Origin of the sequence: Kitasatospora sp. NPDC093550, from assembly GCF_044764985.1 — a bacterium.
In the GTDB taxonomy this organism is placed as follows: Bacteria; Actinomycetota; Actinomycetes; order Streptomycetales; family Streptomycetaceae; genus Kitasatospora.
Genome location: NZ_JBIWJF010000003.1, coordinates 68,190 through 89,635 on the forward strand (window position 1 = coordinate 68,190; position 21,446 = coordinate 89,635).

Genomic DNA, 21,446 nt, shown 5'->3' on the forward strand with positions numbered 1-21,446 from the left:
CCTGCCGAGCCGGTCATCGCCGGTTCAACCGGTCGAGCAGGGCCAGCGCGGCCAGCACGGTGCCGCGTTCGGCCTCGGTGTACCGCTCCTCCATCGCCCGGGCCAGCCACTCCTCGCGCGCCCGGCGACTGTCCGCGATCAGCTCCACGCCGGCCCCGGTGAGGCTGATCAGCTGCCGACGGCCGTCCTCCGGGTCGGGTCGGCGCTCGATCAGGCCGCGCTGTTCCAGCGCGGCGAGGGTGGCCGCCATGGACTGCGGCCGGACCCGTTCGGCGACGGCCAGCTCACTGGCGGAGCTCAGGCCGTCATTGATCAGCCGACTGAGCACGGCGGCCTGCGAGGGGGTGAGGTCACTGGTCCCGCTCGCCTCCCGGAGGGTGCGGCGCAGCCGGCTGAAGACGGCGCGCAGCTCGCGGGCCGCCAGGGCCGCGGAGTCAGCGGGCGCGGCATCGGCGGGCGCGGCATCGGCGGAGGAGGCGCCAGCGGCGGTTCGCTTCTCGGTCACGCTTCCACGGTAATTTCATCAGTCTGGACTGTCCAGTCTGGACTGAAGATCTTCCCGGGGCGCCGAGGTCCGGCGACCGCCACCCCGAGCGCCCGGGATAATGACGGCATGACCGACAAGCAGCTCCGTGTCGTCCTCGCCGAGGACTCGGTGATCCTCCGCGACGGGATGGTCGAACTCCTCACCGCGCGCGGCTGCGCGGTGGTCGCCACCGCCGGCACGGGGCCCGAGCTGGTCGCCGCCGTCACCGAACACCGGCCCGACGTGGCCGTGGTGGACATCCGGATGCCACCGACCCACACCGACGAGGGCATCCGGGCGGCCGTCGAGATCCGCGCCGCGCTGCCCGAGGTCGGCATCCTCGTCTTCTCCCAGCACGTCGAAACCGCCTGGGCGGCCCGCCTGTTGGACGGCGGGGCCGCCGGCATCGGCTATCTGCTCAAGGAGCGGGTGGCCCGTACCTCCCAGTTCGTGGACGCCCTGCAGCGGGTCGCCGCGGGCGGCACGGCGCTCGACCCGGAGATCGTCAACGGGCTGATCCGCGGCCGACGCCGCAGCCTGGTGGACACGCTCACCCCGCGCGAGCGGGAGGTGCTGGAGCTGATGGCCCAGGGCCACTCCAACCGCTCGATCGCCACCCGGCTCGTGGTGTCCGAGCGGGCCGTCGAGAAGCACGTGGCCGCCGTGTTCGCCAAGTTCGACCTGCCCGCGACCGACGCCGACAACCGCCGCGTCAAGGCCGTGCTCGCCTACCTCGCGGAGCACGGCGCTTCCTGAACCGCCGTGCTACCGCGTGGTGAAGGCGCCCCCGTTGACGTGGATGGTCTGTCCGGTGATGTGCCGGGCCCCCGGGGAGGCGAGGAAGCACGCGGTCTGGGCGATGTCGTCGGCCGTTCCCGGCCGCTTGTCGTGCGTCTCCTCCACCAGCGCACGGTGGCGTTCGTCGCTCAGCCCGCCGGCGAAGAAGTTGGTGCCCTCGACGTAGCCCGCGGATATGACGTTGCAGGTCACGCCACCGGGGGCGAGTTCCGCAGACAACCCGGCGTTCCACGCGGCCAGAGCCGCCTTGGCCGCGCCGTAAGAGCCACCGCGACGTTCGGCGCCGATCGACCCGATGCTGATGACGGAGCCGCCGCGGACGAATCGGTCCTGCAGCGCGGCCGTGGTCAGCACCGCGGTGAGCAGGTTCTGCGCCAGGTTGGCCTGCCACTGGGCGAGCAGCGCCTCCAGCGGTGCGGCGCCCCCCGGCACCGCCGGGGCCAGGCCGCCGGCGGCGTTGACCAGGACGTCCAGCTGCCCGACGCGATCGGCCAGCGAGGCCACCTGGTCCGGGTCGGTCGCGTCGCAGACGACCCCGTGCACCCCCGACTCCTCGGCCGCCGACCCGACGGTGTCGGCGTGACGTCCGGTGATGAAGACCTTCGCCCGCTCGGCGGCGAACATCCGGGCGATCGCCCGGCCGATGCCGCTGGTTCCTCCGGTGACGAGCACGGTGCGGGTCATGGGCTCCCCCTGTCCATTGATACGTTTAGACCTAAACATAACCCGAACCGCATCGGACTGACAGGGGATCACACCGTGGACGACCTGGCCCAAGCTGAGGAACCACCGCCGCCCGCCCACTCCGCCGCGGAGATCGCCGCGGCCTGGCAACGGGAGCGACCGGGCACCCCGACCGGGTCGATCGAGATCGTCACCCCCCTCTGGTGGCTGGCCAAGCTCTTCACCGACGACCGCGCCCGGGCCCTGCGAGCAGCGGGGATCGACGCGGCCACCCTCGACCTGCTCTCCGTCATCCGCCGGTCCGGTCCGCCCTACCGCCTCAGCACCCGCGAGATCGCCCGCCGGACCATGGTCACCGCCGGAGCCGTCTCCCAGCGCATCGCACGAGCCGAGCGGGACGGCCTCGTCGAGCGGACAGCCGCGAGCACGGGCCGCCGGACCGTCCTGGTGGAACTCACCGCCAGGGGCCACACGCTGATCGAGCGGTCCGTCGACACCGTCCTCGGTCGGGAAGCCTCGCTCGTCAGCGGGCTGACCGACGAGGAGCGCACCGCGCTCATCGCACTCCTGGGCAAACTGATGGCCGACGTCCGACGGCGCACCACCTCCAGCGACGAACCCGCTTGACGGCTGCTCATGAGCGACTCTCGTGAGAGGGGAGAGGTCATGAGACCTCCTCATGCCCCCGGGCCCATGAGCTCCTCCCATGGGCGCGCCGCCGCCCTCCCCTCGCCCGTCACAGCCTGACGGGCAGCTCGGCGCTGATCAGGGTCGGGCCGCCCGGCGGGCTGTCCACCCGCAGCGCGCCGTCCACCGCCGCGAGGCGCTCGGCCAGGCCGGCGAGTCCGGTGCCCGCGCCGATCGCGGCGCCGCCGCGTCCGTCGTCGCGGACGGTCAGCCGGACCCTCCCGTCGGCGGCGGTCGCGGTCAGCTCGGCCGAGCGCGCGTCGCTGTGCTTGGCCATGTTGGTGAGCAGTTCGGCCGCGCAGAAGTAGACGGCCTGCTCGATCACCTCCTCCGGCCGCTCCCGCAGGTCCAGCCGGACCGTGACCGGCACCGGCGAGGTGGCGGTCAGCGAGGGCAGCGCTTCGGCCAACCCGCCGTCCAGGGCCACCGGGTGGATACCCCTGGTCAGCCGGCGCAGGCCGGTGATGGTGTCGTCGGTCTGCCCGCGGGCCCGGTCGACCAGCGTGCGCAGCCGCCCGAGGTCGGGCTCGGCCGGATCGGCGAGGGCGTCGTCGGCCAGCGAGAGGGTGATGGCGATCGCGACCAGCTGGGCCTGGGTGCCGTCGTGCAGGTCGCGCTCCAGGCGCCGTAGTCGGCCGCTGTTCTCGGCCAGCAGGGTGGCCCGGGCGCTCTCCAGCTCGCGCACCCGCTGCTGCGAGCGCACCGGGCCGAGCAGCATTCGGGCGAGAGCCCGGTTCGCCCGGCTCAGCGCCCGCAGCACCGCCGGGACGACGGCCAGCAGGGCGAGGCCGAACGGGATCGCGCCCACGTCCGCCCAGCCGAACGGCCTCGGGCCCGGCTCCAGCAGCCGTACCCAGAGCGGGAAGCCGGGCAGCCAGAGGGCGCCGAGCGGCAGCCCGACCGCGGCCACGAAGCCGACCACCCCCAGCGGCAGCCGCAGGACGAGGTAGAGCAGCACCCGCCAGGCCACCGGGTCGGTGAGCACCGCCCGGCCCCGGGCGAACACCCCGGGCGGACGCGGCAGCGCCGCCGGTTCCGGCACCGTCTCGTCGAGCAGCCACCCCACCAGCCACCGGTGCAGCCGGCCGATCCGCCGGGCCCCGAGCAACGCGGCCACCACGAACGGCAGGCCCAGGACGGTGAGGGAGAGCAGCGCCCCGGCGTAGAGGACGGCGACGGCGTAGACGCCGCCGAGCACCCCCAGCGGCAGCCCGAGGACGGCGAACGCCACCTCGTCCCCGCGCACCGCCAGGAACCGCCGCCGCTCGGCCATCGCTCGCCGCACCTCCGTCCGCCGCACCGACGCCCACCTCACCGTGCCCACCTCACCGCCGCCCGCCGCACCGCCGACCACCTCACCGCTCACCCGCCGACCGGCCCCCAGCATCCACCAGGCGCCGCCGGAACACCGCATCCACCCGCCCGTCCCCGTTCCTCCACCGCGTGCCTCCGCCTCGAGCCGCCGTCCGGAACAGCCGCCCGAAGCAGCCGCCCCGCGCCCGTCACCTCACGCCCTTCACCTCACCCCCGGTCCGCGCCCACCGACCGCACCGCCGACCCGCCGCCGGCCCACAGCCCGGTGCCGACGATCCCCGGCACGGTCAGGACCACCGCGCCCAGCACCACCCAGGCACACCCGGCGCCCGGCACCACCGGTACGACCGTCCCGCGCACCGCCCAGCTGAAGGCCCCCGTGGCCGCGACCGCCACCGCCGCGCCCAGCAGCACGCCGAGCGCCGTGGTCAGGACCGCCTCGACGGTGAGCATCCGCAGCAGCTGCCGACGGGTCGCCCCGATCAGGCGCAGCAGTGCGAACTCGCGGCGCCGGTCGGCGGTCAGCGCGACCAGGGTGTTGACGGTGGAGACCGCCGCGAAGCAGACCAGCAGACCGAGTTCCGCCTGGCGCAGCCAGATGTCGCTCGCCTTGGTGACGCTGGTCGCGACGCCGCTCGCCCGGGCGACGCGCTCGGCGGTGCTGGTCATGATCAACATCGTGCCGGAGAGCCCGACCAGCAGCGCCACCGGGACCACCGCGGAGGAGAGCCGGGCCGCGTAGCCGCGCAGATTGGCGTCGGCCAGCCACCCGGCCCGCGGAGCGACCAGCCGGACCGGCGCGCCGAGCACGGCGGCCAGCACCCGCGCCGCCACGGGCCCGAGCAGCGCGACCGCGATCAGCAGCACCAGCGAACCCAGCAGGGAGGCCTGCCCGGCCTTGTCCAGCTCACCGGCCGGCCTGGTCGCGGCCAGCCGCAGCAGCAGCCCGCCGCCCACCAGCACGGCCACCCCGGCCAGCAGCCGCGGGAGGCCCGTCGTTCGCGGCCCGCCCGTCCCCTCGGCCAGGGCGACGGCCGGCGCGGGCCGGGTGATCCGCCACGCCGCGGCGGCGGTGGCCGCCAGGCCGACCAGCAGCGCGCCCCCGAGCGCGACCAGGGCCGGCACCGGTGTCCCGGGTATCCGCAGACCGGGAGGGGCCATCCCGCGCTCCCGCAGGGCGGTGAGGAAGGCACGGGCGGCGACCTCACCCACCGCGCACCCGGGCACCGCCGCCAGCAGGACCGTCGCCACGACCTGGGCGCGCACCACTCGCCGCACCTGACGGGGCGTCGCCGCGACGGTGCGCAGCAGAGCGAGGTCACGGTGCTGCTGACGCAGCGTGAAGCCCAGTGCGTTGACCACGACGAACAGCGCGACCAGCACGGCGATCTCACCGAAGGCCGCGGCGATCACCAGCACGCCCGGCCCGGACACCGGCGCCTTCGCCACCGCCCGGGGGGCGGTGGCCTGCGCGGCGACCAGCGAGCCGAACAGCGTCACCGCCGCCATCGCGAGGACCAGCGCCGCCGCCAGGCCGGCGAAGGCCGCCGGCCGGCGCCGGATCTGCCCGACGGACAGCGCCAGGACGGGGCTGCTCGGCAGGCTCATCCGGCTCCTCCCACGCGCCGCACTCCTCCCCCGCATCGCGCTCATCGTCCTCACCCGCCCAGCCGGCTCAGCCGCTCGCCGACCTGCGCGGCGGTCGGCCTGACCAACTCGTCCACCAGCAGCCCGTCCGCCAGCAGCAGCACCCGGTCCGCGTACCCGGCCGCCACCGGGTCGTGGGTGACCATCACACAGGTCTGCCCGTCGGTGTCGACGCCCGCGCGCAGCAGGTCGAGGATGTCGTGCCCGGTCGCCCGGTCGAGGGCGCCGGTCGGCTCGTCGGCGAACAGCACCTCCGGCCGGGAGACCAGCGCCCTGGCGATCGCCACCCGCTGCTGCTGACCGCCGGACAGCTGCCCCGGCCGGTGCCGCTCGCGCCCGGCCAGCCCGACCCGGGCCAGCGCCTCCCGCACCTCGGCCCGCCCCGGCGGCCGCCCCGCCAGCCGACCGGGCAGTTCGACGTTCTGGGCGACGGTCATCGCCGGCATCAGGTTGAAGGCCTGGAACACGAAGCCCATCCGGGTGCGGCGCAGCTCCGCCAGCCGCCGCTCGGGCAGCCCCGACACCACCGTGTCGCCCCAGCGCACGGTGCCCCGGCTCGGCCGGTCCATCCCGGCCAGGCAGTGCAGCAGGGTCGTCTTGCCCGAACCCGAGGGCCCCATCACCGCCGTGAACGTGCCCGGCGCGAAGGCCACGGACACGCCTTGCAGGGCCCGGACGGCCGCCCCGCCGCGCCCGTACTCCCGGTGCAGCCCGTCCCCGCTCAGGGCCGCACCCCTCACCCCGTCATGCGCCGCCGGAGTCGCGGCCGTCGTCATCCCGTTCATGCCCTCCATCGTGGGCGCCCGGGGCCGGGAGATCGATTGTGCTGGCCCCCGAATCCGGGGTTCGGAAAACCGAACCCCGCAGGTGGTGCTACACCCCCCGGGGGCTCGTCCGACGCCGCCGGAACCGGTCCGGCCGAGACCTCGCCCCGATCGGAGACGACCGCATCCGGTCGCAAGCCGACTGGCTATCATGCGAGCTGTGACCATTCACGGGGAGCGGGCAGCCGAGCCGCCGCACGCGTTCGGCGCCACGACGTCGACGACGCCGCAGACCGGGTGACCGTCGACCTGCTGCCCGGCCACGGCGTCCGGCTGCCCGCTCCGCTGCCCGAACTCCGCTTCGGCCTCGGCGAAGCGGAGGTGCGCGCCCTGCTGGCCCCGCACGGCGAGCTGCTGCCCGAGGGCCTGCGGAGCACCTTCGTCTGCGGGTGCCGCTGGGCGCTGTCCTTCCCCCTCCCCGGCGTGACCGTCACGCTGTGCTCGGACGAGCTGGACCGCCTGCGGAGCGTCGCGGTCTGCCGCAACCCGAGCGACGGCCGGCCCGCCTGCCCGGTCGGCTACCTCGGGATCGACCTGCTCGGCTGGCCGGCGCACGAACTCGTCGCGGCGCTGCGCGCCGAGGGTCTGCCGGTGCCCGATCCCGTCCGCGGCACCCTCCACCACGACCCGCTCCACCTCTACCGCCACCCCGCCCCGCGCCGCCCCACGGCGCCGGGCCGGAAGCCGCGCCGGGAGGGGCCGTTCAGCTTCGACGCCGTCTCCTTCCACGAGGGCGCCGACCCCGCCACCGGGGCCATCGACCCCGCCGGAGGCGCCGCATGACCCCCTCGACGCACGCCGCCACCGCCACCACCGCCACGGGCCCGCACGACGCGCCGGCCCGACCCGCCGCCGCTGCCGGGCGAGCTCGACCGTTCGACGGACGAACGGGCGCCCTTCCAGGTGTACTTGCGCGGAAAGGGCCTCGACGTCCGGCTCCCGGACGGGGCGGCCACGCGTACGACCACGTCGGCGGTCTCCCGTCCTCCCCGACCGGCCGGGCCGAAGTGGCCGCGCCGCGGCGGTTCCTGTTCACCCTCGCGGACGCTCCACCGGAGGACCCGTACGTCCTCGACGTCGGTCACGGCGAAGACGTCGGCTTCCTCAGCCCCGGACGGCCTGGCCACCCCGGAGGGCCCGAAGTGCCGCTTCTCCGGGGGACGACCCGTGACCGCCGCGCCAACCCCTTCTCACCACCGGGAGCCAGCATGACCACCACCCCCCTGACCGTCGCGATCCTCGGGCCGGGCGGCGTCGGCGGGCTGATCGGCGGGCTGATCGCCCGCGACGGCCACCGCGTCATCTGCCTGGCCGGCGAGGAGACCGCCGCCGCCATCGGCCGGGACGGACTGCACGTCCGCAGCGCGCAGTTCGGCGAGTTCAGCGCCCACGTCGAGGCCGCGACCGAGCTGCGCGAGCCGGTCGACGCCGTGTTCGTGACCGTCAAGGAGACCGCCCTCGGGGCCGCGCTCGACCGGCTGCCACCGCACCTGCTCGGCACCGCCGTCGTGGTGCCGCTGCTCAACGGCCTGGACCACATGGCGGTGCTGCGCGAGCGCTACCCCGCCGCCCGGGTCGTGGCCGGCACGATCCGGGTCGAGGCCACCCGGACGGCGCCCGGGCGGATCGAGCACGGCAGCCCGTTCACCACGGTCGAACTCGCCTCCCCCGCCCGGCCCTCCGAGCCCGCCGGAGCTGCGGAACCCGTCGGGCCCGCCGAGCCCGTCGGGGCCACCGAACCCGTCGGGCCCACCGAACCCACCGTGCCCGTGGAATCCGCCACCGATGTCGCGGAGTTCGCCGAGCGGCTGCGGCACGCCGGCCTGAGCGTGACGCTGCGCGAGGACGAGACCGCGATGCTGTGGAGCAAGTTCTCCTTCCTCGCCCCGCTGGCCCTGCTCACCACCCGCCACGCGAGCGACGTCGGCACCGTGCGCACCGCGCACCGGCCCGAACTCCTCGCCACGCTGGACGAGATCGCCGCCGTCGCCCGGGCGGTCGGCGCGCCCGGCGACGCGCGGGACCTGCTCGCACTGGTCGACCGCGTCCCCGGGACGATGAAGTCCTCGATGCAGCGCGACGTGGAGGCCGGCCGCCCGACCGAGCTCGACGCCATCGGAGGCGCCGTCCTGCGGGCGGCCGACGCCCACGGGGTCACCGTCCCGACCCTCACCCGCCTCGTGGCCGAGCTGACGGAGTCCGCGGAGCGCTGACGGCGGCGGCCCGGGTCACAGCGGCCGGGCGGCCCGGGTCGCGGCGCCCGGGCGGCCGGCCCACGAGCCGAAGCGGCCCGGAGCGGGCTGAAGCGTGCGGAAGCGGGTAGGACCGGCGACGTGACACCTTCCGACCACCGAAGCGTTCCCGCGCAGGACCGTATCGAGGACTTCCTCCGCGCCCGCGGGGCCGACCGGATCCCCCACCCGGGCGGCACCCTGCTCGCCCATCTGGTCCGGGTGGCGGGCCTGTTGGCCGACTGGGGCTGCGACCCGGCCGTCCGCACCGCCGGGCTCTGCCACGCCGCGTACGGGACCGACGGGTTCGACCACGCCCTGCTGGGGCTCGACCAGCGCGCGGCCCTGGTCGAACTCGTCGGTCATCGCGCCGAAGCGCTCGTCCACCTCTACGCGAGCTGCGACCGGGCCGCCGTCTACCCGCGCCTGGGCGTGGTCGAACAGCCGCTGTTCCGCGACCGGTTCACCGGGCGGGAGCACACCCCGCCGGAGGACGACCTGCGCGCCTTCCTCGCCCTCACGGCCGCCAACGAGCTCGACGTCCTGGCCCACAACGCCGACCTGGCCGCCCGCTACGGCCCCGGCCTGCGCCTGCTCTTCACCCGCACCCGCCCCCTGCTGCCACCCGCCGCCCGGCAGGCCTGCGCCGACCTGCTCGGAGCATGAACCTCTAGCCGAGACAAGCACATTGACGATCCGTCATGTACCTCGAACGAGGCATGAGCTTTGCCGACCGTTCACCCACTCCTCCGGAACTGCCGTACGGCACAGCGGCGTTGTCATGGCGGGAGGGATACTGACATGACAAGGAAGCCGTACCGCCTGGCCGCCGCCGCACTCGCGGTGCTCCTCGCGGCCCCGCTGGTCACCGCGTGCAACAACGCCGACCAGGCCATCGACTGCGGAAAGCGCGCGATCACTCTCGCCGGCGACGTCCAGGACCTCACGGACTCGGCGAGCAACGTCGGCCAGATCGCCGACGAGAGCCGCCGCAAGAACACCGCCGACGCGCTGAAGAAGATCGTCGACGACACCAAGAAGCTCCGACAGGACGGCGGGGGCAAACTCGACGCGGCCGCCGACAAACTCTCCAAGACCGTCGGCGACGCCATCGACCGGGTCTCCAAGAACAAGGAGCCCGACTTCGGCGCGATCGCCAGCGCCGCCGGCGACGTGACCAAGGCCTGCGCCGGGGCCTGACCGACCCGCGCTCCGCCGCCACCCCCAAGCACCGACCGCTCCCGGCCCGACCCGGCCACCAGCACCGACACCGACTGGGCCGGGCCGGGCCTGGCCTGGCCTGGCCTGGCCGAGTGCGATCCCGTCGCTGGACGGCGTGACTTGTTCAGGGGCCCCTGATGACCAATGATAATGATCAACCTTTGCCGTACCCGGTCCTATCGCATGTGCCTCGGACCCGACACCGGAGTTGCGCTATGAAGAGTCTGCACCGCAAGGTCGCCGTCGTCACCGGGGCGACAAGCGGCATCGGAGCCCGCATTGCGGAGGTGTTCGCCGCCGAGGGCGCCCACGTCGTCCTCGCCGGCCGCCGCGAGCAGGAAGGACACCAGCGGGCCGCGGCACTGGGCGAGTCAGCGACTTTCGTGCGCTGCGACGTGTCGGTCGAGGCGGACGTCGAGGCGCTGGTCGGCCACGCCGTCGAGCGCTACGGCCGACTCGACATCATGGTCAACAACGCGGGCGGGCCAGGGAACATGGCGTCGGTGACCGACTTCGACTCGGCCGTGTTCACACGGACCCTGGCGGTCCACGTCGCGGGCGTCATGCACGGCATCAAGCACGCCGGACGGCAGATGGTGGCCCAGCGCTCGGGAAGCATCATCAACGTGGCGAGCCTGGCGGGAAAGATCGCCGGCTGGTCCGGCCTGGACTATTCGACCGCCAAGGCCGCGGCACTCCACCTCACCCGGTGCGCGGCAGTGGACCTGGCTGAGCACGAGGTCCGCGTGAACAGCGTGTCCCCCGGCTTCGTGCCGACGGGCATCTTCGCCAAGGGTTCCGGAGCCGACGCATCGGCTGCTGACGCCACGGCCTCGTCAGTGGCCGAAGCGTTCAAGCCGCTGCTGGACTCCAGCCAACCGCTCCCCGGCACCGTCCGGACCGACGACATCGCCGCCGCAGTACTGTGGCTCGCCGGCGACGCCAGCCGCCTGGTGACCGGGCAGGACCTCGCAGTCGACGGTGGTATGACGGCCGGACGCCCCGCCGCGGCTTCCCGGGCCGAACGGACCCGCATGCGCGAGCTCCTCTCCCCCTGACCTTGAGGGAGCGCGTCCGACCAACCCCGGCCTTCCGTCGCACGCCACCGGCATTGGCACCACGATCTGCCTCGGCCGGGTTGCCGATACCCGCTCGGCGTCGCCCAGGAGCAGGAGGCGGAGGTCCACCCTGGCGCCGAGGTCGATCAGGCCGCCGACGCCGGGCGGTGGCCGGTCCTCGGCCGGGGAGTCCGCGAGACCCTGGTGGCCGAGGCGGTCCGGGGCGGCCGGGTTGAAGCCCGTCAGCGCCGAGAAGCGCTTGAACAATCGGCAGTCAGTATCGAGGAGTTGGCGCTACGTGTGGGAGTAGTACTGGTCGCGCGGGCCGCCGGGGCTGCTGACCAGCCTGCTGGAGTCTTACGGCGACACCTCGCCACCGGCACGAGCCGGCACGTCGCTTCCCGGACCGAGCACACCGCCCGCGGCCGCCGGTCACGCCCGCGCCCAGCGGCGCAGGGTGGCGGTGGCCGCTGCGGCGTCGGCGGTGGACAGTTGGGCGATGCGGGTGGAGTGCGTGCCGTCCGGTGCCTGGTAGAGGTACGAGTCCCGGGAGCCGGGGCCCAGGCGGAACGGTTCGGCGACGGAGGGGTCGGCGGCGCCGTTGACGAACATCAGGTGCTCGCCGCGGGTGCGGACCCAGCGGTCGACGTCCCGCATGGCTTGCGGCCGGTAGCGCATCGGGATGTCGCGGGGGACGAAGGTGCGGGGCTCGGCGGCACCGGGGTAGCGGGTCAGGTCGGCCAGGTGGTCGGTCTCGACCGGGAAGTAGCCGAGCTGGGTGCCGAGTTGGTAGAAGTACGGGATGAACTGGTTCGCCACCGAGTCGGCGTAGACGGGCAACTGTGCGACGTCGGAGAGCCACTCGTACAGCGCGTCGTCGGAGGCGTCGGCGGCCGGCACCGCCGGGCATGCGGCCTGGCCCCGGCCCTGCCAGAACATGAACGGCGCGCGCAGGACGGCGATCTCGAACGCCTTGTCGGCGCTGCCGACGAGGGCGAAGCCGTCGCCGCGCGCGTCCGCCCAGGCCTGGTAGCGGTCGACCAGGGCCGTGCGACGCTCCAGCAGGGCGCGCTGGACGGCCGCCAGGGCGCTGCGGCATTCGGGGGTGCCGACCGTGCGCAGGAAGTCGAGGTAGGCGGAGTCGTCGCGGTCGTCCACGTTGTTCGGTGCCGAGTAGGCGACCGAGCCGGCCACGTCCTGTGGGTAGAACCGGCGGTGGTAGACGGTGGTCATGCCGCCCTTGCTGCCGCCGGTGGAGATCCAGGGCGCCCGGTAGACCGCCTTCAGGGCCTCGATGACGTGGTGGTGGTCGGCGGCGGCCTGCTCGATGTCGAGGTCGTTCCACTCGGCGGGCTCGGGGCGGGAGGCGCCGAAGAACCGCTGCTCGGTACTCACCTGGTTGGCGTCCAGCAGCTCGGCGGGCTCCGAGCGGTACTGACTGGTGGAGACGGCGTAGCCGCTGGTGTAGAGCACGGTGGGGCGGTCGGCGCCGCGGTGCAGGAGGGTGAGCCGTTGCTCGAACCCGCCGCGCTCGGGGTGGTGGTGGTCGGCGGGCTGGCGCAGCGTCAGGACGAAGAAGCGGAACCCGGGCGCGGCCGGCTTCTCCTCCACGATCCGCAGGCCCGGCACCGCCTCGATGGCCGTACGGATGTCGGCCGGTGCGGTCTCGGCGGCCGCTGCGGGCACCGCCCCCGCGCCGGCGAGCAGCACCACCACCGCCGCGGCCCGGGCCACCAGCCGTCCGATTCGCCTGCGCCCCATGGGTCTTCCTCCCGGTCGTCGTCGATCACCAGTCAACCCTGGCCGACACGTGCGCGGATCCCGCTGATAGGGGGCGCGCTCCTCCCTCCCGGGAGGGAGGAGCGCGCCCCTCCTCGGGGCGCCGGTTCACCCTCCCGACGCCTTCGTCCTCGCTCACCAGCACCGACACCGAGGTCCTGCCCGGCATCACCTCGACCAGCACGGCATCACGCCCCTACGTTCCTGGCGATCCATCAGAAGACGCGACACGAACAAGATCCCCGACACGGGACGCCCACCGGGCCTGTACGTCTGGAATCCTGGCGGTGAACCGTCTGCCGGGCCCGGCGCTCCGCGCGGCCCGCGAGGACGCTCCCGACTTCGGCCGACGGATCAAGGCCGCGTTCGAACGGTCCTGACCGCGCGCACTGGGCACCCGGCCCCGCTTTCCTACGGAGCCCGGCGTCCGGCCGGTGCGGCAGATCGCCGCCGTCGAGGTGTGGTCGGCCCTGGGGGTCCGCCCGGCCAGGGGCGCCGCGGAGGGCTCCGGCGCCTCCTCGCTACGCGGACCCTGACAGGTCCGCGAGCACGACGGCGACGAGTTCGCGGCGGCTTCGGACACCGAACTTGTCGAAGACGGCGCTCAGGTGCTCCTGCACGGTGTTGGCGGAGATGTGGAGCTCGTCGACCAGTTGGCGGGTGGAGAGCCCGCGGATGACCAGGGCGGCGACCCGGGTTTGGGCGTCGGTGAGTCCGTGGGCGCTGAGCAGGACCGCGCCGAGTTCGGCCGGTCGGGCCGGTTCCACCACCACGCCGATCTGCGGGCCCAGGCGGCTGGTGTGCAGGGCGAGCCACCGGCCCGAGCGACCGCGGACGCGCACGGTGGAGGGCACCGGGCCGGAAGCGGCCGCGAGCACGCTGACCGGGAGCCGGCCCGCGTCCTGCCGGTCGCCGTCGGGGAAGTCGGTCAGCCACTGCTCGGCCTCGGGGCTCATGGAGACGGTCCGGAGACCGGAGTCCAGCAGGATCACACCCACTCCGTCCGGGCCGCCCGTGGTGGCTCCGGGAGGGGGTGCTGCGGTGACCGCCGTGCGCAGACCGGTGGCCAGGACCGGGGCGATGCGCCGGACCAGGGCGAGCTCCTCGCCGGTGAAGCCCGAGGAGGACGCTTCCCGGTGCAGGCAGAGCACGCCCCAGCAGCGGTGCCCGGTGACCAGTGCGGCACGCATTTCGTCGCCGAGCCCGAGGGGGGCCATGATCTCGCGGTAGCGGGCGCTGTACCCCCGGTTGCCGCCGGTGGCCCGGTCCAGGGAACCGACCGGATCCGTGGACCGGGCGAGGCCGGCGAACTTGTTGACGTCCGTCCGCCCGAACTCGTTGTCCAGGAACAGCGCCGTCGCGGGGCCCAGCGGGTCCTCGGCGATGGCGGAGGTGAACAGCAGCGTCACCGGGTCGACGGTCGCGGAGAAGGCCGCCTCCGCCGGGACGACCCGGCGCAGCCGGCCGAGGATCTCCGTGCTCAGCGCGGTGGTGTCCAGCCCGCCGCGGCACCGTCGTTCGATGTCGGCGAGTCGGCGTTCCACGGCCGCACCTGCCACGCCCACCAGGCTACTCCCGGGCTATCCCGGGCCCTGGACGAGCCCGAGCTGGCGCAGCAGGCCCAGCTCGTCGAGCCGGCCCCAGCGCTCGACGATGCGGCCCTCACGGAGCCGGAAGATGTTGATGCCGCGCAGCGTGACGGTGCGGCCGGTGGCCGGCGCGCCGAAGATCTCGCCGCGCTGGGTGCCGGTGGCGCTGAAGTGTTCCACGACCAGGTCGTCCTCGGCGACGAGGAGGTCGGGCGTGGACTGCCAGTCCGGGAAGGCGCCGCGGAACAGGGCGCCGGCCCTGCGCATGCCCTCCCGGCTGGTGTCGGAGTCGACGGTCGGGTCGTGGTCGAGGAAGTCCTCGGCGAGGTATTCGTCGACGGCCGCGAGGTCGCCCCTGGTGAACAGCGCGTCGATGAAGGCGCGCACGGTCTCTCGGTTCTCTGCGGTTCGGGTCTGCTCGATGGTGTCCATGGCCACAGTCTTGGACGGCACCCCGGCCGCCGGTACCCCAGAAAGCTGGGGTTTCCTCCGGCCCGCACCCGAGGTCGTCCTTCCGTCCGGCCTCCTCCGGCAGACGCGCGGAGCGGGAAGTCGCTCTGCCTGACTTCCCACTCCGCGCGTGCCGAGCCACTTCTGCCGTTCTGCCGACGCGCACGCCCCCGACCACCGGACCGCCCCTCGTGCACCCCCGCACGGCGTGTCGTCGGGTGGATGTGCCACTGGCACAGGTCTGCGGAACGGGGCCGCCGCAGGGGACTCGCGGAACTCACAGAACCCCTGCAAAACAAGGGAGTTGATGTTGCATCAGCTGTACTGTGGAGTGAGCATGACGCCTTGGCCGACGTCGCGCGCCCCGGGGGATGGGGCCGGTTCGGCCGTGGCTGCCATCGGCGCGAAGGGGGAGCATCCTGATGGCATACGCGAAGGGTTATGACGTGTCCGACTTCCAGTCGGGCATTCCGGGGGACGCGGAGTTCGTGTTCATCAAGGCCACCGAAGGGGGCCACACCGGCCAGTCGGGGTACACCGACAAGCTCGCGGACGCCCGGGGGCGCGGGCTGGTGGTCGGGCACTACCACTTCCTGCACGCGGAGAACCCGGTCGAGGGCGAGGTCGAGCACTTCTGCCGGGTGGTGGGGCAGGTACCCGCGGGCGAGCTGCTGGTGCTGGACTTCGAGCCGTACGGGCAGTCGGTCGGCGACGGCGACGCGACCGCGGCGAAGAACCGGTGGCTGGCGGCCGTCAAGCAGCGCTACCCGGACCGCCTGGTCGGGCTCTACACCAACCGGGACTACTGGTTCCGGACGGACGACAACGCCGGTGACTTCCTGTGGATCGCGGACTACGTGTCCGCGGGTTCGCCGCGCATCCAGGCGTCCTGGCGCTTCCACCAGTACAGCGACGACCCGCTCGACGCGGACGTGTTCAACGGCTCGCTGGACGAGCTGCGGGCGTGGGCCGGCGCCGGCCGGGCCCCGGACCCCGGGCCGCCCACGCCGGCCCCGGGGCCGCAGTCGCCCGACTGGCCGGGGCTGCAGCTGGTGAACCGGGACCAGTGGGGCGCGCGGCCCTGGCGCGAGCCCAACGGTTCGATCCCGTACGCCGGTCCGCGCGCCGGAGTGAAGGTGCACTACCTCGGCACGGCGTACACCTTCGACACCCACGACACCTGCCCGGCCTACGTACGCCGCCTCCAGGCCTCGCACATGGACGACGACGGCTGGTCGGACATCGGCTACAGCTTCGTGGTCTGCGAGCACGGCCACGTGTTCGAGGGCCGCGGACTGAACCGGCGCAACAGCGCCAACGGCGACGTCCCGCTCAACGAGGCGCACTACGCGGTGTGCGGGCTGGTCGGCTCCTCCGGCTCGACCGTGCCCACCCCGGAACAGCTCAACGGCCTGCGGGACGCGATCGAGTACTGCGAGCAGCAGGGCCCGGCCGGCCCGGAGATCAAGGGGCACCAGGACGGCTACTCGACCGACTGCCCCGGCCCGGCGCTGTACGCCTGGGTCACGTCGGGCGCCCCGCGCCCCTCCGGCACGGTGGTCACCCCGCCCCAACAGCCCGCGCCCCAGCCGGACCCGGCTCCGGACCCCGCCCCGGCCCGGTACCAGGCGGAGGTCGGCGGCCTGTCGTACGGCTACGGCGCACACGGTCCGCAGGTCACCATCGTCGGCGAGGCGCTGGTGGCGGCGGGCTTCGGCTCGCACTACGCCCAGGGCCCGGGACCGGACTGGACCGACGCCGACACCCTCAACTACGCCGACTACCAGCGCAGTCTGGGCTACTCCGGCGGGGACGCGGACGGCGTACCCGGCGAGTCCTCGCTGCGCCGGCTGCTCGGCGGGCCGATCCCGCTGGCCGTCGTGTCGAAGTCGCGGGTGGTCGCGGCGGCCCGCCAGGACCCGGACGCACCCCAGGGCGCCACCACGCACGCCGACGACGTGTACACGGTGGAACGCGCCCTCGTCGCCGAGGGGCTGCTCGAACAGCAGTGGGCCGACGGCTCGTTCGGCACCCGGACCATCGACGCCTACTCCGAGCTGCAGCGCCGGTACGGGTACAGCGGGCAGCAGGCGGACGGCATACCCGGCATCAACTCGCTGACCCGGCTCGGCCAGGCGCACGGCTTCACCGTCGTCGGCTGACGTCGGCCGAGGAGGACAGATGTACCAACTCGCCCTGTCCCTGTGGCGCACGTGCGTGCCCTACATCGTCGCGTTCCTCGTGGTGCAGGCCGCCCGGCTCGGCATCCACCTGGACAACGCCTCCGTCACCGCCGCCCTGGTCACCGGCTTCGGCACGGTCTACTACGCCGCGTTCCGGTTCCTGGAGCACCGGCTGGACGCGGGCTGGGGCTGGTTCCTGGGGGCCGCCCGGCCGCCGTCCTACCAGCCGCCGACCCCCGCGCCCACCCCCACGCCCACGCCGGCCGCCCCCGCACCCACGCCGACCGAGCCCACGCCGACCGAGCCCGCACCCACGCCCACCCCCACGCCGGCACCGGCCCCCGACCCCGCACCCGCACCCGCACCCGCACCGACGCCGACGGACCCCACGCCGGCCCGACCCGACTACCGGAACCTGCCCGAAGGCGGCTGACCGGCACCGGCACAGGGGTTTCGGAATCCCACGTTCCGAAACCCCCAGAAAAAGGCGAAGTAATACAATTAGCCTTTCCCATTCAGGCCTTGACGAATTGGGACCTGAATCCGAGACTGAGCCTGCCACCAATGCATCCGGACCCCATTCACCGGTCCCTTGATGCACGAAGTGAACGGAGGGGGAATTGCCGACGACACCGACCTACCCGGGCGTCTACATCGAGGAGCTTCCCAGCGGCGTCCGCACCATCACCGCGGTGAGCACCTCGGTGACCGCCTTCGTCGGGGCCACCCGGCGCGGTCCGCTCAACCAGCCGGTCACCATCACCAGTTTCGCGGACTTCGAACGCCGCTTCGGCGGACTCGCGAGTCAGAGCCCGGTCAGCTACGCCGTCCAGCAGTTCTTCCTCAACGGGGGTTCGGTCGGGATCGTGGTCCGGGTCGCGGCGGCCGGCACCGGCGCCGCCGCGGGCGTCACGCTCAACTCGACGCAGACCTCCACCGCCACCCCCGCCCTGCAGGTCACGGCCGTCGAACCGGGGCTCTGGGGCGGGGGGCTGCGGGTCGCCGTGGACTACCGGACGACGACCCCGGCCGAGACCTTCAACCTCCAGGTCTTCGACACCTCCGGCGCCGTCCGGGAGTCCTTCACGGACCTGTCGGCGCAGGCCACCAGCCCCCGGTTCGCCGAGACGGCGGTGAACAGCGGCTCGGGCGTCGTCCGGGTCAAGGTGCTGGCGGAGAGCCGGCCGGACCCGGTCGGCACCGTCTCCAAGCCCTTCGCCGCCGCCCTGCCGGACCTCACCCACGAGATCCAGGTGAAGATCGCCGACGTCTCGCGGACCGTCAAGATCTACGACCCGGCCGCGGACGGCACCGCGCCGACCACCGTCCCCGAACTCGCCCTGCTGCTGGAGCGCAAGCTGCGGGCCCTGCCCGACGCCCCCGGCAAGCGCGCCTTCGCGGGCACCCGCGTGAGCGTGTTCGGTCGGCAGCTCCAGGTCGTCGCCGGTTCCACCGACCCGGCCGACGTGGTGCGCTTCCTCGGGGAGGCCGCCAACAACCTCGGACTGGAGGGCTCGGTCAACCCGCCGGTCCTCGCCCTGGCCGGCGGCCAGGACGGCGGAGCCCCCGGCATGACGGACCTGATCGGCAGCGAGGCCGCCAAGACCGGCATCCAGGCCCTGCGCGACGTGCCGGACGTCAACCTGCTGGTGCTGCCGGAACTGGCCGGCTACGCCAGCGTGGACGACGCCGTCACGGTCGTCTCGGCCGCCCAGGCGCTCTGCGTGGAGCAGCGGATGTTCCTGATCGTCGACGCGCCGCAGGCGTGGACGACGCTGGACGCCGCCCGGGCGGGCCTGTCCGCCTTCGACTCGGTGCGCAGCGACCACGCCGCGCTCTACTTCCCGCACCTGGAGCTGGTCGACCCGCTCACGGGCCGGCTGCGCAGCTTCCCGCCGTCGGGCACCATCGCCGGCGTGATGGCGCGCACCGACGGCCAGCGGGGCGTGTGGAAGGCGCCCGCGGGCACCGAGGCCGGGCTGCCAGGGGTGCGCGCGCTGACCGTCCCGCTGACGGACCGGGAGAACGGCCTGCTGAACCCGCTGGCGGTGAACTGCCTGCGGACCTTCCCGGTGGTGGGCCCCGTGGCGTGGGGCGCGCGGACCATGGCGGGCGCCGACGCGCTCAGCTCGCAGTGGAAGTACGTCCCGGTGCGGCGCCTGGCGCTGATGCTGGAGGAGAGTCTCTACCGCGGCACCAAGTGGGTCGTGTTCGAGCCCAACGACGAGCGGTTGTGGGCGCAGATCCGGCTGAACGTGGGCGCGTTCCTGCACTCGCTGTTCCAGCAGGGCGCGTTCCAGGGCACGTCGGCGCGCTCGGCCTATTTCGTCAAGTGCGACAAGGACACCACCACGCAGGACGACGTCAATCGCGGTGTGGTGAACGTCGTGGTCGGATTCGCGCCCCTCAAACCCGCGGAATTCGTGATCGTCAAGATCGAGCAGCTCGCCGGACAGTTCGAGGTTTAGGATCTCCATGGTCGAGTTCACCGTCAATCCGCACCGGTTCGATCCGTACAAGAACTTCAAGTTCCTGGTCGTCTGGGACGGTCGGGTCGTCGCCGGAATCAGCAAGATCAGCCCGCTCAAGCGCACCACCGAGGTGGTGAAGCACCGCAGCGGGGGCGATCCGAGCGCGCCGCGCAAGTCGCCGGGGCGCACCGACTTCGAGGCGGTCACCCTGGAGCGCGGGGTCACCCACGACCCGGAGTTCGACCGCTGGGCCAACAAGGTCTGGATGGTCGGCGCGGGCCGCGGGGCGGAGGTCTCCCTGCGGGACTTCCGCAAGGACCTGGTGATCCAGGTGCTCAACGAGTCCGGTCAGGTGGCGGTCGCCCACAAGCTGTACCGCGCCTGGCCGAGTGAGTACCAGGTGCTCGGCGAACTGGACGCCAACGCCAACGCGGTGGCGATCCAGAGCCTCAAGCTGGAGGTGGAGGGCTGGGAGCGGGACGAGGAGACGCCCGAGCCCGAAGAGCCCTCGTTCCAGCAGCCGGCCTGAGCGGCCGTCCGGTGGAACTCGCGGGGGAGGCCGCCCTGTTGGCCGCGTGGGAGGCCGGGCTGGCGGCCGGTCGCACCGGGCGGGCCCTGCTGCTGCACACCGTCGCCCGCCCGGGCGCCGGGGCGGAGGAGCTGCTGGCCGTGCCGCTCGGCCGACGGGACGCCGAACTGTTCGGCCTGCGCGCCGAGTTGTTCGGCGAACGGCTCAACGTGCGGGTCGGTTGCCCGAGTTGCTCGGAGGAGATGGAGTTCGCCTTCGACTCCGGGCAGGTGGTCGGCGCCGCACGGCCGGCGGACGGCCCGCTGCGGGTGGAGCTGGACGGCTGGCAGGTCGGCTTCCGGCTGCCCACCGCCGGCGATCTGGCCGCCGCCGAACAGGCCCCCGCGGGCCAGGCCAGGGCCGTCGTGCTGGAGCGGTGCGTGCTGACCGCCGAGCACGGCGGGGAGCCGGTCGCCGCCCGGCAGCTCCCCGACACGGTCCAGCGGCGCGTGGCCGAGGCCGCCGCCGAGGCCGACCCCTGCGCGGACGTCCGGCTGAACCTCAGCTGCCCCGCGTGCGGCGAACAGGCCCTCGCCGAGCTGGACATCGCCTCCTACCTCTGGGAGGAGCTGGACGACTGGGCCCGGGCGACCCTGCTCGACGTCCACCTCCTGGCCACCGCCTACGGCTGGAGCGAGGCGGAGATCCTGGCGCTCAGCCCGCTGCGGCGCCGCTACTACCTGGAGCTGTGTGCAGATGCCTGACCACTTCGACCGCCTGGTCGCCAAGGGCGGCCCGGGCGGGGACCGGGCCGGGGTACGGGTGCGCCCGCGCCTGCCGGGGCCGTTCGAACGGCTCGACGCGCTCGCTCCGGCGCTGCCGGTCGTGGGCGAGGAGTCGTTCGGGCCCGGCCGCCCGGTCGGGCGCCCCGCCCCCGTACCACTCCCCCGGCCACCGGCGGCACCGCCCGCACGGGTCGAGAGGGCGCTGCGGGCGGCGGAGGACGGGGAGCGGACGACCGTCGCGCCCGTCCTCCCGCTGCCGCGCACGCCGCTGCTGATCGCGCCGCCGGCCACCCCCGTGGTCGCGCCGGCCGTCGAACCGGCGGTGCGGAGGGAGGCCGCCCGCCCGGCAGCCGCACCCGCGCCCGTCACCGCACCGCACCGGGCGGCCGCCCGCGAGCTGCCGAACGCGGCACCGCCCGCACCGGCGCGGCCGGCCGTCGCCGCACGGGCCGCCGGACGCCGGGCCGCCGGGGCGGTCGCCCCGGGCCAGGCGCACCCGGCCGGAGCCCGACGCCAGCAGCGGCCGGTCGAGCGGGTGGTGCGGGTCCAGATCGGGCGGGTCGAGGTCAGGGCCGCCGAGCGCGCCGCGGCCGGGGAGCGCAAGCCCGCCGCCGCCCGCCCGGGCCCGGCCCTCGACCTGGACACGTACCTCAACCGGGGGACCGCATGAGCGAGCGGGTGGGGCACGTGA

Annotated in this window: 21 protein-coding genes; 13 read left to right on the top strand and 8 right to left on the bottom strand. The window is 74.0% G+C overall.

Features of this window, described 5'->3' with window-relative positions:
* Positions 1–13 precede the first annotated feature (13 nt).
* Complete coding sequence (locus tag ACIRD3_RS05740) at positions 14–424, bottom strand: MarR family transcriptional regulator (protein WP_402212855.1); 411 nt, start codon at positions 422–424, stop codon at positions 14–16.
* A 189-nt stretch (positions 425–613) separates the two neighbouring features.
* Between ACIRD3_RS05740 and ACIRD3_RS05745 the strand changes: the two genes are divergently transcribed.
* Positions 614–1,282, top strand: coding sequence for a response regulator (locus tag ACIRD3_RS05745; protein ID WP_402212129.1), 669 nt, complete (start codon positions 614–616; stop codon positions 1,280–1,282).
* Positions 1,283–1,291: 9 nt separating this feature from the next.
* Here the strand turns inward: ACIRD3_RS05745 and ACIRD3_RS05750 are convergent, their stop codons facing one another.
* Complete coding sequence (locus ACIRD3_RS05750) at positions 1,292–2,008, bottom strand: SDR family NAD(P)-dependent oxidoreductase (protein WP_402212131.1); 717 nt, start codon at positions 2,006–2,008, stop codon at positions 1,292–1,294.
* A 75-nt stretch (positions 2,009–2,083) separates the two neighbouring features.
* On the opposite strand from ACIRD3_RS05750, the gene ACIRD3_RS05755 reads away from it, so the two are divergent.
* The gene (locus ACIRD3_RS05755) at positions 2,084–2,635 is read left to right on the top strand and encodes a MarR family winged helix-turn-helix transcriptional regulator (protein WP_402212134.1); all 552 of its coding nucleotides are present in this window, start codon (positions 2,084–2,086) and stop codon (positions 2,633–2,635) included.
* Positions 2,636–2,744: 109 nt separating this feature from the next.
* On the opposite strand, the gene ACIRD3_RS05760 is transcribed toward ACIRD3_RS05755, so the two are convergent.
* The 3 genes from ACIRD3_RS05760 to ACIRD3_RS05770 form a co-directional block, all read right to left on the bottom strand.
* Positions 2,745–3,968 (bottom strand): sensor histidine kinase, encoded by a 1,224-nt coding sequence (locus ACIRD3_RS05760; RefSeq protein ID WP_402212136.1) that lies wholly within the window; start codon positions 3,966–3,968, stop codon positions 2,745–2,747.
* 248 nt (positions 3,969–4,216) lie between these two features.
* A complete protein-coding gene (locus ACIRD3_RS05765) occupies positions 4,217–5,617 on the bottom strand; it encodes an FtsX-like permease family protein (RefSeq protein WP_402212139.1) in 1,401 nt (466 codons plus the stop codon).
* Positions 5,618–5,667: 50 nt separating this feature from the next.
* Complete coding sequence (locus ACIRD3_RS05770; RefSeq protein ID WP_402212857.1) at positions 5,668–6,432, bottom strand: ABC transporter ATP-binding protein; 765 nt, start codon at positions 6,430–6,432, stop codon at positions 5,668–5,670.
* Between the two features lie 285 nt (positions 6,433–6,717).
* On the opposite strand from ACIRD3_RS05770, the gene ACIRD3_RS05775 reads away from it, so the two are divergent.
* From ACIRD3_RS05775 to ACIRD3_RS05795, 5 genes are all read left to right on the top strand, one after another.
* Positions 6,718–7,263 (top strand): hypothetical protein, encoded by a 546-nt coding sequence (locus ACIRD3_RS05775; protein WP_402212142.1) that lies wholly within the window; start codon positions 6,718–6,720, stop codon positions 7,261–7,263.
* A 425-nt stretch (positions 7,264–7,688) separates the two neighbouring features.
* On the top strand, positions 7,689–8,693 hold the full coding sequence (locus ACIRD3_RS05780) for a ketopantoate reductase family protein (RefSeq protein WP_402212145.1): 1,005 nt from the start codon (positions 7,689–7,691) through the stop codon (positions 8,691–8,693).
* Positions 8,694–8,813: 120 nt separating this feature from the next.
* On the top strand, positions 8,814–9,377 hold the full coding sequence (locus ACIRD3_RS05785) for a DUF6817 domain-containing protein (protein ID WP_402212147.1): 564 nt from the start codon (positions 8,814–8,816) through the stop codon (positions 9,375–9,377).
* 135 nt (positions 9,378–9,512) lie between these two features.
* Positions 9,513–9,911: a hypothetical protein gene (locus ACIRD3_RS05790; RefSeq protein ID WP_402212150.1), complete on the top strand. Its 399-nt coding sequence runs from the start codon at positions 9,513–9,515 to the stop codon at positions 9,909–9,911.
* A 236-nt stretch (positions 9,912–10,147) separates the two neighbouring features.
* The gene (locus ACIRD3_RS05795; protein WP_402212152.1) at positions 10,148–10,990 is read left to right on the top strand and encodes an SDR family NAD(P)-dependent oxidoreductase; all 843 of its coding nucleotides are present in this window, start codon (positions 10,148–10,150) and stop codon (positions 10,988–10,990) included.
* Positions 10,991–11,422: 432 nt separating this feature from the next.
* Here the strand turns inward: ACIRD3_RS05795 and ACIRD3_RS05800 are convergent, their stop codons facing one another.
* The 3 genes from ACIRD3_RS05800 to ACIRD3_RS05810 form a co-directional block, all read right to left on the bottom strand.
* On the bottom strand, positions 11,423–12,751 hold the full coding sequence (locus ACIRD3_RS05800) for a S28 family serine protease (protein WP_402212155.1): 1,329 nt from the start codon (positions 12,749–12,751) through the stop codon (positions 11,423–11,425).
* 539 nt (positions 12,752–13,290) lie between these two features.
* Positions 13,291–14,328: a LuxR C-terminal-related transcriptional regulator gene (locus tag ACIRD3_RS05805; RefSeq protein WP_402212158.1), complete on the bottom strand. Its 1,038-nt coding sequence runs from the start codon at positions 14,326–14,328 to the stop codon at positions 13,291–13,293.
* A 21-nt stretch (positions 14,329–14,349) separates the two neighbouring features.
* Positions 14,350–14,790 carry an ester cyclase gene (locus ACIRD3_RS05810; protein WP_402212161.1) on the bottom strand — a complete coding sequence of 147 codons (441 nt, stop codon included), beginning with the start codon at positions 14,788–14,790 and terminating at the stop codon, positions 14,350–14,352.
* Between the two features lie 440 nt (positions 14,791–15,230).
* Between ACIRD3_RS05810 and ACIRD3_RS05815 the strand changes: the two genes are divergently transcribed.
* The 6 genes from ACIRD3_RS05815 to ACIRD3_RS05840 all read left to right on the top strand — a co-directional run bounded on the left by ACIRD3_RS05815 (position 15,231) and on the right by ACIRD3_RS05840 (position 21,425).
* Positions 15,231–16,970: a peptidoglycan-binding protein gene (locus ACIRD3_RS05815; RefSeq protein ID WP_402212164.1), complete on the top strand. Its 1,740-nt coding sequence runs from the start codon at positions 15,231–15,233 to the stop codon at positions 16,968–16,970.
* Positions 16,971–16,989: 19 nt separating this feature from the next.
* Positions 16,990–17,424: a hypothetical protein gene (locus tag ACIRD3_RS05820; protein WP_402212167.1), complete on the top strand. Its 435-nt coding sequence runs from the start codon at positions 16,990–16,992 to the stop codon at positions 17,422–17,424.
* Between the two features lie 187 nt (positions 17,425–17,611).
* Positions 17,612–19,459 carry a phage tail sheath family protein gene (locus ACIRD3_RS05825; protein ID WP_402212170.1) on the top strand — a complete coding sequence of 616 codons (1,848 nt, stop codon included), beginning with the start codon at positions 17,612–17,614 and terminating at the stop codon, positions 19,457–19,459.
* Positions 19,460–19,466: 7 nt separating this feature from the next.
* Positions 19,467–19,991 (top strand): phage tail protein, encoded by a 525-nt coding sequence (locus tag ACIRD3_RS05830; RefSeq protein WP_188297785.1) that lies wholly within the window; start codon positions 19,467–19,469, stop codon positions 19,989–19,991.
* Between the two features lie 11 nt (positions 19,992–20,002).
* Positions 20,003–20,734: a hypothetical protein gene (locus ACIRD3_RS05835; protein ID WP_402212173.1), complete on the top strand. Its 732-nt coding sequence runs from the start codon at positions 20,003–20,005 to the stop codon at positions 20,732–20,734.
* A complete protein-coding gene (locus tag ACIRD3_RS05840; protein WP_402212176.1) occupies positions 20,727–21,425 on the top strand; it encodes a hypothetical protein in 699 nt (232 codons plus the stop codon). The genes ACIRD3_RS05835 and ACIRD3_RS05840 overlap by 8 nt, the downstream gene beginning before the upstream one ends.
* The last annotated feature ends 21 nt before the right edge of the window (positions 21,426–21,446 follow it).

What these genes read in the sequence shown, in the direction of transcription:
- ACIRD3_RS05800 (WP_402212155.1), bottom strand. Translation starts at nt 12,751, where the DNA reads ATGGGGCGCAGGCGAATCGGACGGCTGGTGGCCCGGGCCGCGGCGGTG.
- ACIRD3_RS05745 (WP_402212129.1), top strand. Translation starts at nt 614, where the DNA reads ATGACCGACAAGCAGCTCCGTGTCGTCCTCGCCGAGGACTCGGTGATC.
- ACIRD3_RS05765 (WP_402212139.1), bottom strand. Translation starts at nt 5,617, where the DNA reads ATGAGCCTGCCGAGCAGCCCCGTCCTGGCGCTGTCCGTCGGGCAGATC.
- ACIRD3_RS05815 (WP_402212164.1), top strand. Translation starts at nt 15,231, where the DNA reads ATGGCATACGCGAAGGGTTATGACGTGTCCGACTTCCAGTCGGGCATT.
- ACIRD3_RS05790 (WP_402212150.1), top strand. Translation starts at nt 9,513, where the DNA reads ATGACAAGGAAGCCGTACCGCCTGGCCGCCGCCGCACTCGCGGTGCTC.
- ACIRD3_RS05840 (WP_402212176.1), top strand. Translation starts at nt 20,727, where the DNA reads ATGCCTGACCACTTCGACCGCCTGGTCGCCAAGGGCGGCCCGGGCGGG.
- ACIRD3_RS05760 (WP_402212136.1), bottom strand. Translation starts at nt 3,968, where the DNA reads ATGGCCGAGCGGCGGCGGTTCCTGGCGGTGCGCGGGGACGAGGTGGCG.
- ACIRD3_RS05795 (WP_402212152.1), top strand. Translation starts at nt 10,148, where the DNA reads ATGAAGAGTCTGCACCGCAAGGTCGCCGTCGTCACCGGGGCGACAAGC.
- ACIRD3_RS05820 (WP_402212167.1), top strand. Translation starts at nt 16,990, where the DNA reads ATGTACCAACTCGCCCTGTCCCTGTGGCGCACGTGCGTGCCCTACATC.
- ACIRD3_RS05810 (WP_402212161.1), bottom strand. Translation starts at nt 14,790, where the DNA reads ATGGACACCATCGAGCAGACCCGAACCGCAGAGAACCGAGAGACCGTG.
- ACIRD3_RS05780 (WP_402212145.1), top strand. Translation starts at nt 7,689, where the DNA reads ATGACCACCACCCCCCTGACCGTCGCGATCCTCGGGCCGGGCGGCGTC.
- ACIRD3_RS05830 (WP_188297785.1), top strand. Translation starts at nt 19,467, where the DNA reads ATGGTCGAGTTCACCGTCAATCCGCACCGGTTCGATCCGTACAAGAAC.
- ACIRD3_RS05770 (WP_402212857.1), bottom strand. Translation starts at nt 6,432, where the DNA reads ATGACGACGGCCGCGACTCCGGCGGCGCATGACGGGGTGAGGGGTGCG.
- ACIRD3_RS05750 (WP_402212131.1), bottom strand. Translation starts at nt 2,008, where the DNA reads ATGACCCGCACCGTGCTCGTCACCGGAGGAACCAGCGGCATCGGCCGG.